This window comes from Methylobacterium sp. BTF04 (genome assembly GCF_010692745.1).
In the GTDB taxonomy this organism is placed as follows: Bacteria; Pseudomonadota; Alphaproteobacteria; order Rhizobiales; family Beijerinckiaceae; genus Methylobacterium.
The window spans coordinates 34,043-42,564 of sequence record NZ_JAAHTB010000037.1; the positions used below are offsets into that span (position 1 = coordinate 34,043).

Consider the following 8,522-nt stretch of genomic DNA (forward strand, 5'->3'; position numbering starts at 1 on the left):
CCGGGGTCGCGAGACAATCCGAATTCACCTGCGCCATCCGCACTGAACCTTCCCACTGCCGCCGCAGGGCGATCACACGGGCCATCGCGTTCTGGATCGCGTCAGGCGCAGTTTCGATAGCACCGTTGGATTGCCTGGCCTCCCCAGAACCGGTTTCAGGACGCCGCCTCACATCATGCGATGGTGCAGATTCAACAGGATGACCAACGTTCCGATCACCATCAAGACGATGATCAGCGTCGAGAACAGGATCAACTGGAGGTCGGCGCGCGATGATTTTCCGAGGGTAATGTGAAGGAAGAAGCGGAAGTGGACGACCATCTGGATCAGGGCGAGGCCGAGCACGATGGCAAGGGTGACCGTCGCTGAGGCGCTCTGCCAATAGACCGCACCGAAAGCCGCGCCGGTCAGAAGCAGGGCGATGAGATATCCGATCGTATAGGATTGGATTTCGCGCGCCCGATCGGGATGTGCGCCACTCATCGGATCAACCCCTGCAAGTAGACGACGGAGAAGATCGCGATCCAGACCACGTCGAGGAAATGCCAGAAGAGACCAAGACGCATGATGTTGATCTTCACTCGGCTGTCGAGCCCGAACGTGACGATCTGGACCATCATGACGACCAGCCAGAGGCAGCCGGCGAGCAAGTGCAGGCCATGCAGCGGGACTAACGCGAAGAAGGACGAGAGGAACCCGCTGCGCGTCGGGTAGGCCGCATGGCCGAACATCGTCGCAAAGTCGTTGCCTTCCAGGACAAGGAAGGCGAGGCCGAGGAGAAGCGTTACGCCCATCCAGCCGAGCAGCTGCAGGCGGGGGGCACCGTGCTTCATCGCCACCGACGCCATGCCGAAGGTGAAACTGCTGGTGAGCAGAATCAGCGTCTCGGCCAAAGCCGGGCCGATCTGGTACTCGCTCGCAGGCGTCGGTCCGTTGACGGTAGCGTGCAACATAACGCCATATGTTGCGAACAGCAGCGCGAAGATCACCGCGTCGCTCATGAGGAAGACCCAGAAGCCGAACAAGCCCGTTTCGGCCTGTTCATGCGTGACCGCGTCGGTGTGTCCGAGATTGAGGCCGGGATGCGCGCCTTCGCTCCGGCTCATGCGCGCACCTCGGCGAGGCCCTGATTGGCTGGCGTCATCTCGATCATGCGCCCGATCGGTCTTGCGTCGCGAATTGCGCGGCGCCACTGCCCGTCGATGCGCTCGACCTCGGCGGCGGTGACGATGCGGTGGAGGTCCCGCACGAAGCTGCGGGCGATGACCGTGCCGACGATGGCGAGCGTGCCGAGGATGGCGAGCCACCACATATGCCAGACAAGCGCGAAGGCGGTCATCGCGCCCAGGATGCCGTGAGCCGGGCCGGTCATGCTGTTCCTCGGCACTTCGATGTCCGCGTAGCTCGCGGGCGGTGCGTAGGCATTACCCCCGGCCTTCTCAACATAGAACGGATCGCGCGCGGTGACGGTGGGGATGACGGCGAAGTTGTATTCGGGCGGCGGTGCCGAGATCGCCCATTCGAGCCCGCCCGCATCCCACGGGTCACCCGCGAACACCCGGTTCTCCGCCCGATCACGGATGCTGACCCAGAGCTGGACGAGGAGCGATACGAGGGCGCTGAGCAGAACCAGGGCGCCGACGCCGGCGATGTAGAGCCAGGGCCGGAAAGCGGGCTCGAACACCGCCTGCGTCCGCCGCGCCATCCCACCCGCACCCAGGACGTAGAGCGGCATGAAGGCGAGGTAGAAGCCCACCACCCAGCAGCCGAACGCGATCCGCCCCCATTTCTCGTCGAGGCGGAACCCGAACGCCTTGGGGAACCAATAATGATATCCGGCGAGCATGCCGTAGAGCAGGCCCGGGATCAGCATGTTGTGGAAGTGTGCGACCAGGAACAGCGTGTTGTGGACGAGGTAATCGAGCGGCGGAAAGGCCAGGATGATGCCGGTGAGGCCGCCGAGCACGAACGTCATCATGAAGGCGAGCGAGTAGAGCATCGACACGGTGAAGCGGACTTCGCCGCGGAACATCGTCCAGATCCAGTCGTAGATCTTCACCCCCGTGGGCAGCCCGATGGTCATCGTCGCGATGCCGAACACCGCGTTGATGTTGGCGCTCTGGCCCATGGTGAAGAAGTGGTGCACCCAGACCGTGAAGGACAGCACCGCGATCGCCATCGTGGCGATGACGAGCGAGGTGTAGCCGTAGAGTTCTTTTGAGGAGAACGTCGACACCACCTCGGAATAGACTCCGAAGGCCGGCAGGATCAGGATGTAGACCTCGGGATGACCGAACAGCCAGAACAGGTTGGCGTAGTTCATCATGTTGCCGCCGAGGTCGTTCGTAAAGAAGTGAAACCCCAGGTAGCGATCGAGGGCGAGGAGCGCGGTCGCGACAGTGAGCGGCGGCATCGCAAAGATCATCAGGATCGCCGTGCATAGCGACGTCCAGACGAAGAGCGGCATGCGCATCAGGTCCATGCCGGGACAGCGCATCTTGTAGATCGTCACCGCGAAATTGAGACCGGACAGGGTCGTGGCGATCGAGCCCAGCGTCACCGCCCAGATCCAGTAATCGGGGCCGACATCGGGGCTGAAGGCCAATTCGGTATAGGGCGGATACCCGGTCCACCCGCCGGTCGAGAACCGGCCGATGACGAGCGACACCATCATCAGACCGGCAGCGCCTCCGGTCAGCCACAGGCTGATGGAGTTGAGGAGCGGAAACGCCACGTCGCGGCTGCCGATCTGGAGGGGCATCACGTAGTTGATCGCGCCGGTGAGAAACGGCATCGCCATGAAGAAGATCATGATGCTGCCATGCGTGCTGAAGAGCTGCGCGAAGTGATCGGGCTCGACGAAGCCGGGCGCATTGATCGCGGCGGCCTGCTGCATCCGCATGAGGACGGCCTCGACGAGGGCGCGCGACAGCATCACGAACGCGATCACCACGTACATGATGCCGATCTTCTTGTGGTCGAGGCTGGTGAACCATTCGCGCCACAGATAGCCCCAGCGGCCGAGCCACGTGATCAGGACGACCAGCGCAACCGCACCGAGGATGACGAGGGCGGCGGCACCGGCACCGATGATCTCGTTGACGCTCGGATTCTCCCAGGCGCGCACGACCGGGAGGTCAAGCCAGCCGAAGCGGCCGAACACGGCACTCCACAGGGGCTCGGTCATCGGGACGGTTCCTGGGCGCGGGCGATGAAGGTCTGGAACAGATCCGGCGGGACGGACGAAAAGAGGATCGGCTCGGGCGGAACGGATTTCTGCAGCAGCCGGTCGATCGCCGCCGGGTCCAGCGGCCGGGCCGAAGCCCGCACGCTCGCGAGCCATGCGTCGAAGTCGGCGGGCGACAGGGCCAGCACGTCGAACTTCTGGTTCTGGAAACCGTCGCCGTTGAACTGGGTGTTCTCACCGCGGAAGGTTCCGGGCCGGCTGGCCGCGAGATTGAGCTGGGTCGTCATGCCGGCCATCGCGTAGATCTGACCGGCGAGTTGGGGGATCAGCAGCGACTGCATCACCGTGCCGCTCGTCAGGCTGATATGGACCGGGCGACCGACGGGAATCGCCATCTGGTTCACCACGGCGACCGTCTGATCGGGGTAGATGAAGAGCCATTTCCAATCGAGCCCGACCGCCTGAACCTCGAGGGCGGGCTGCGCCGACGCGATCGGACGATAGGGATCGAGCGCCTGGGTGTAGGTCCACAGCACGAAGCCGAGCCCGATGACGATCCCGGTGGGCGGAATCCAGATCAGACCTTCGAGCGGCCAGGAAAAGTTCCACTTCGGCTTATAGACGTTGCCCTTCTTACCCAGCCGATAGTGCCAGGCGATGATCGGGGTCAGGACCAACACCGGCGCAGCGACGAAGAACAGCACGATCCCGACGATAACGAGAAGGTGCCATTGGCTTTCGGCGACGGGCCCCGCATGGTTTGCGACGCCGAGTTTAAACACGTCGCAGCCGCCAACGAAGAGGAGCGGCACGGCCACGGTGATCGTCCGCAAACGACGCAGTATCCGGTTGCAAGCGACGTGGCGCGGCGGACCTGGGGGCTGCCCATGACGATGGTGCTGCACGACGGCGGCGGGCATTCGACCAGTCAAGCTACGAGCCGGCACATGATCTTCCTCGCTCATCGGATCGATCGGGCGACAGAGGCACGGCAAGTCTCCCACCGGATCCTCCCTACGGCCCGTTGCCGACCGGAAGGGCGAGACGGCGGGCCGGGGCTAAGCGGCACCGTCGCAAAAGCTGTCCGTCCTCCGAGCGCCGTACCATGACCTTGGACGCGTCGGTCTCAGGCGGCGGACAAGCCAGCCGAAACGGTCCGCTGGCAAGAGGTACAGCCTCGTTGCGATGTCGCACCCGAATCTCGAATTTGCCCGGTTCGCGTGTCGTCGCTCGTCGACGACCAAGGGCTTTGCCTTCGCGGATTCATGGCCTTCGCGAGTTCATGGCCTTCGCGGAATCCTGCCGACACTTGCGAAGGCTCCGGGACCCGGCGTCGCAGGGACCGCCTTCGGTCAGTTCGGCTTAAAGGTTGGGGTCGGGGTCGGCCCATCCGCCTGCGGGTCGAGGATCGGCTGGCGCGCTGGTCGCAGGCGCGACCGATGCGCCGCCCCGAACAGGTCGACATGGGCGTCTCCCGGCCGAGCAAGCCGACCGAACGCACCTGTATCGCGCCAGACATCGGATAGACGTGAGAAATATAGGTCCATGACGTCACGTTGTCATGGTGTCGATTGAGGTATATCGCACCAGATAAGAATGGTTCCAGGCGAGGAGGCGCAGCGTGGCGCACACCGTATCTCTGAACGTGAACGGCCAGGGCATCACAGCGTCTCTCGACGATCCGGAAACCCCGCTTCTCTACGTGCTGCGCGACGATCTCGGCTTGCGCGGGCCGCGCTTCGGCTGTGGCCTCGGCCAGTGTGGGGCCTGTACCATTCACGTCGACGGCCAGGCCATACGCTCTTGCGTCACGCCGATCTCGAGCCTCAAGCCGTCTCAGAAAATCGTCACCCTGGAGGGCCTGGGTTCCCCGGAGGCGCCGCATCCGGTGCAGCAGGCGTTCATCGATGAGCAGGCTGCGCAGTGCGGTTACTGCATCAATGGCATGATCATGCAGTCGGCCGCATTGCTCTCGACGAACAAGCGACCGAGCGAGGACGATATCCGGCAGGCGCTGGCGGCCAATCTGTGTCGGTGCGGAACGCATCTTCGCATCGTGCGCGCCGTCAAGCGCGCCTCCGAGACGCTGTGAGAGGGTGGCCGAAATGTCCTTGATGACCCAGACGGCCCTGTCGCGTCGGACGCTCCTGACCGGAAGCGGCGCCCTCCTCATCGGCTTCAGCCTCGGCGACACGCTTGCCGCTCAGGGTGGCGCGCCGAACCCGAAGGCAACGGGCAGCAAGTCCGTTGCTCTCGATCAAGTCGACAGCTTCCTCGCGCTCGACGCGGATGGCCGCGTGACGATCTTCTCCGGAAAGGTCGACCTCGGCACCGGGGTCAAGACTGCACTGGCGCAGATGGCGGCTGAGGAACTCGACCTGCCGCTCGACCGCGTCACCATTATTCAGGGTGACACGGCACTGACGCCCGACCAGGGGCCGACTTACGGCAGCCTCTCGATCCAGAAGGGCGGCGTCGAGATCCGCCAAGCGGCGGCAACGGCGCGCGCGCGCCTCATCAGTCTCGCGGCCGAACGCCTTGGAGTCGCCTCACAGTCCCTCGTCGCAGAAAACGGCACCATTCGTTCGACGGCCGGTGGACCGAGCGTGAGCTATGCCGATCTCATTCAGGGCGGCCACTTCGAGATGAAGGTCGATAAAGAGGTCCCCACCAAGGACCCGGCCCTGTTTAAACTCGTCGGCAGATCCGTGGCCCGCCTCGACATTCCCGATAAAATGACGGGGCGCTTCACCTACATGCAGGACTTCCGCGTCCCCGGCATGGTGCATGCGCGAGTCGTGCGCCCGCCCGCGATCGGCGCGAACCTGGAGAGTGTCGACGCCGACTCGGTCGCCGGTATCCCGGGTCTGATCAAGGTGGTTCGCGAGGGCAACTTTCTCGCCGTCGTGGCCGAGCGCGAATGGGCGGCGATCAAGGCGGCAGGCGCCCTCAAGGCACAGTGGTCATCCTGGGAGGGCTTGCCCGAGCAGGAGCATCTCTGGGATCACGTCCGCGCGACCAAGGTGACGAAGGACGATGTCACGAGCAACGTCGGCGACGCTCCGGCTGCTTTCCCGAATGCGGCCAAGACCCTGTCGGCGAGCTACGACTTCGCCATTCATACGCATGGCTCGATCGGCCCGTCCTGCGCGGTCGCGGAGATCAAAGACGGCCAGCTGACCTGCTGGAGCGCTTCGCAGATGACGCATGCGCTGCGCAAGCAACTCGCGGCGATGACCGGCATGGCGCCCGAAGCCGTACGCTGCATCTACCTCGAAGGGTCGGGCTGCTACGGGCGAAACGGTCACGAGGATGCCGCGGGCGATGCCGTACTCGTCGCGCGGGCTGTCGGACGCCCCGTCCGGGTTCAATGGTCGCGCGCCGACGAGCATGGCTGGGACCCGAAGGGACCGCCGACCTTGATCGATGTGAGGGCGGGGCTCGACCAGGATGGCAATGTGCTTACTTGGCACTCGCAGTTCCTCCTGCCGGACGGCGCCGCGGGTAACGTTCCGCTCGTGGCGGCGACCCTGGCCGAATTGCCTCATGAAACGACGCTGTCGCCGGGCAACATCATCCAGAACTCGGCCTTGCCCTACGCCTTCCCGAATATTCGCACGGTCTGCCACCGTCTGGCCGACACACCGCTCCGGCCGTCATGGATCCGCACACCGGGACGGATGCAGAACACCTATGCGAACGAAGCGTTTTTGGACGAATGCGCCGCAGCGGCGGGGGCCGATCCGCTCGCCTATCGCTTGAAGGCGCTCCAGGACCCGCGCGGCATCGCGGTGCTGAAGCGTGCTGCCGAGCTCGCGAAATGGGAGACGCGTCCGTCTCCCGCCCACCGGGACCCCTCCGCCCGCGAGGGCGATATCCTCCGGGGGCGCGGGCTTTCCTATGTGCGCTATGAACTCTACCGGACCTATGTGGCAGGTATCGCCGAGGTCGAGGTGAACCGGAAAACCGGTGCCGTCCGGGTACCGAGGTTCTTCATCGTCCAGGATTGCGGGCAGATCATCAACCCGGACGGCGTGCGAAACCAGATCGACGGCAACGTCATTCAGACGGTGAGCCGCGTGCTGATGGAGGAGGTCACCTTCAACCGGAGCGCAGTGACGAGCCTCGATTGGGCCAGTTACCCGATCCTGACGTTCCCGGACGTGCCGGAGGTGATCATCGATCTCATCGACCACCCCTCGGACAAGCCGTGGGGCTCCGGTGAGCCCTCTGCGGCGATCGTGCCGGCCGCGATCTCCAACGCGATCTTCGACGCCACCGGTGCGCGGGCGCGCTCGGTGCCCTTCACCCCCGCGAAAGTGAAGGCGTCCCTCCAAGGGACGTGATGAGACGACCAGACGGCGTTGCGTGCCACTCATGGCCGTCTGCCGGCGCGTCTAACGAACCCGTCGACCGGTCCAAGTCGGTCGACCTGAAACTTATTCCGTCCGTGGATCGTAACGACTGATGACCCCGCCTGACGGGGCCGAAGACTCGGAGTTACGCATGACACGCATGTTCAAGGTCGCAAGCCTCACCGTCGCCATGGCCCTCACCGGCATCGGCGCGTTCGGCACGGCGGCCCAGGCGGCGGAAGAGAAGACGGTGATGGTCGGCGGTGCGCCGATGTACCCGTCGAAGACCATCGTTGAGAACGCGGTCAACTCGAAGGACCACACCACCCTCGTCGCCGCAGTCAAGGCGGCCGGCTTGGTCGACACGCTCTCCGGCAAGGGTCCGTTCACGGTGTTCGCTCCCACGAACGCCGCCTTCGCCAAGCTTCCGGCCGGCACGGTCGACACACTGGTGAAGCCCGAGAACAAGGCCACGCTGACCAAGATCCTCACCTACCACGTGGTGGCCGGCACCATGACGGCGGCCGATCTCCAGAAGGCGATCAAGGCCGGCGGTGGCAAGGCCATGCTGAAGACGGTCGAGGGCGGTAGCCTGACCGCCGAGGAGAAGGGCGGCAAGATCGAGCTCGTCGATGCCAAGGGCGGCATGTCCACCGTCACCATCGCCGACGTGATGCAGTCGAACGGCGTGATCCACGTGGTCGATACCGTCCTGATGCCGAAGTAGGTCTCAGACACCGCAACACGGCAGAGCTGCCCGGACCGCGTCCGGGCAGCTTTTTTGTGAGCGCACATGGAGGGCCGAAGCCAGCCGGATGTTGCGATGATCGTCCGACTTGTCGCGCGCGCCCCTGGCGGTGGAGGCCGCCAACGCTGTGGTCCTGCCTAAGATATGGCCTCGTATTCGATCAGGCGTTTCCCGCTCTTGATCGCCCGGTGGTAGTTCTTGGCCGCGACCTCGTCGTGGATTTCGAGCAGGT

At 64.5% G+C, this 8,522-nt stretch carries 7 protein-coding genes; 3 read left to right on the plus strand and 4 right to left on the minus strand.

The window, feature by feature from the left end:
- Window positions 1–168: 168 nt before the first annotated feature.
- The 4 genes from G3T14_RS18535 to G3T14_RS18550 are packed head-to-tail and all read right to left on the minus strand — an operon-like array spanning window position 169 to window position 4,020.
- The gene (locus G3T14_RS18535) at window positions 169–483 is read right to left on the minus strand and encodes a cytochrome C oxidase subunit IV family protein (protein WP_163644019.1); all 315 of its coding nucleotides are present in this window, start codon (window positions 481–483) and stop codon (window positions 169–171) included.
- Window positions 480–1,106: a cytochrome c oxidase subunit 3 gene (locus G3T14_RS18540; RefSeq protein ID WP_163644020.1), complete on the minus strand. Its 627-nt coding sequence runs from the start codon at window positions 1,104–1,106 to the stop codon at window positions 480–482. Before G3T14_RS18540 ends, G3T14_RS18535 begins: the two co-directional genes overlap by 4 nt.
- Entirely contained in the window at window positions 1,103–3,187 is a 2,085-nt protein-coding gene (locus G3T14_RS18545) for a cbb3-type cytochrome c oxidase subunit I (RefSeq protein WP_163644021.1), read from the minus strand. Before G3T14_RS18545 ends, G3T14_RS18540 begins: the two co-directional genes overlap by 4 nt.
- Window positions 3,184–4,020, minus strand: a complete 837-nt coding sequence (locus G3T14_RS18550) for a ubiquinol oxidase subunit II (RefSeq protein ID WP_246733416.1) — start codon at window positions 4,018–4,020, stop codon at window positions 3,184–3,186. Before G3T14_RS18550 ends, G3T14_RS18545 begins: the two co-directional genes overlap by 4 nt.
- Window positions 4,021–4,808: 788 nt before the next feature.
- Here G3T14_RS18550 and G3T14_RS18555 point away from each other — a divergent pair.
- The 3 genes from G3T14_RS18555 (at window position 4,809) to G3T14_RS18565 (ending at window position 8,269) form a co-directional block, all read left to right on the plus strand.
- Window positions 4,809–5,279 carry a (2Fe-2S)-binding protein gene (locus G3T14_RS18555; RefSeq protein WP_163644023.1) on the plus strand — a complete coding sequence of 157 codons (471 nt, stop codon included), beginning with the start codon at window positions 4,809–4,811 and terminating at the stop codon, window positions 5,277–5,279.
- Between the two features lie 22 nt (window positions 5,280–5,301).
- Window positions 5,302–7,533 (plus strand): molybdopterin cofactor-binding domain-containing protein, encoded by a 2,232-nt coding sequence (locus G3T14_RS18560; protein ID WP_163644024.1) that lies wholly within the window; start codon window positions 5,302–5,304, stop codon window positions 7,531–7,533.
- A gap of 160 nt (window positions 7,534–7,693) precedes the next feature.
- Window positions 7,694–8,269: a fasciclin domain-containing protein gene (locus G3T14_RS18565; RefSeq protein WP_204262934.1), complete on the plus strand. Its 576-nt coding sequence runs from the start codon at window positions 7,694–7,696 to the stop codon at window positions 8,267–8,269.
- The last annotated feature ends 253 nt before the right edge of the window (window positions 8,270–8,522 follow it).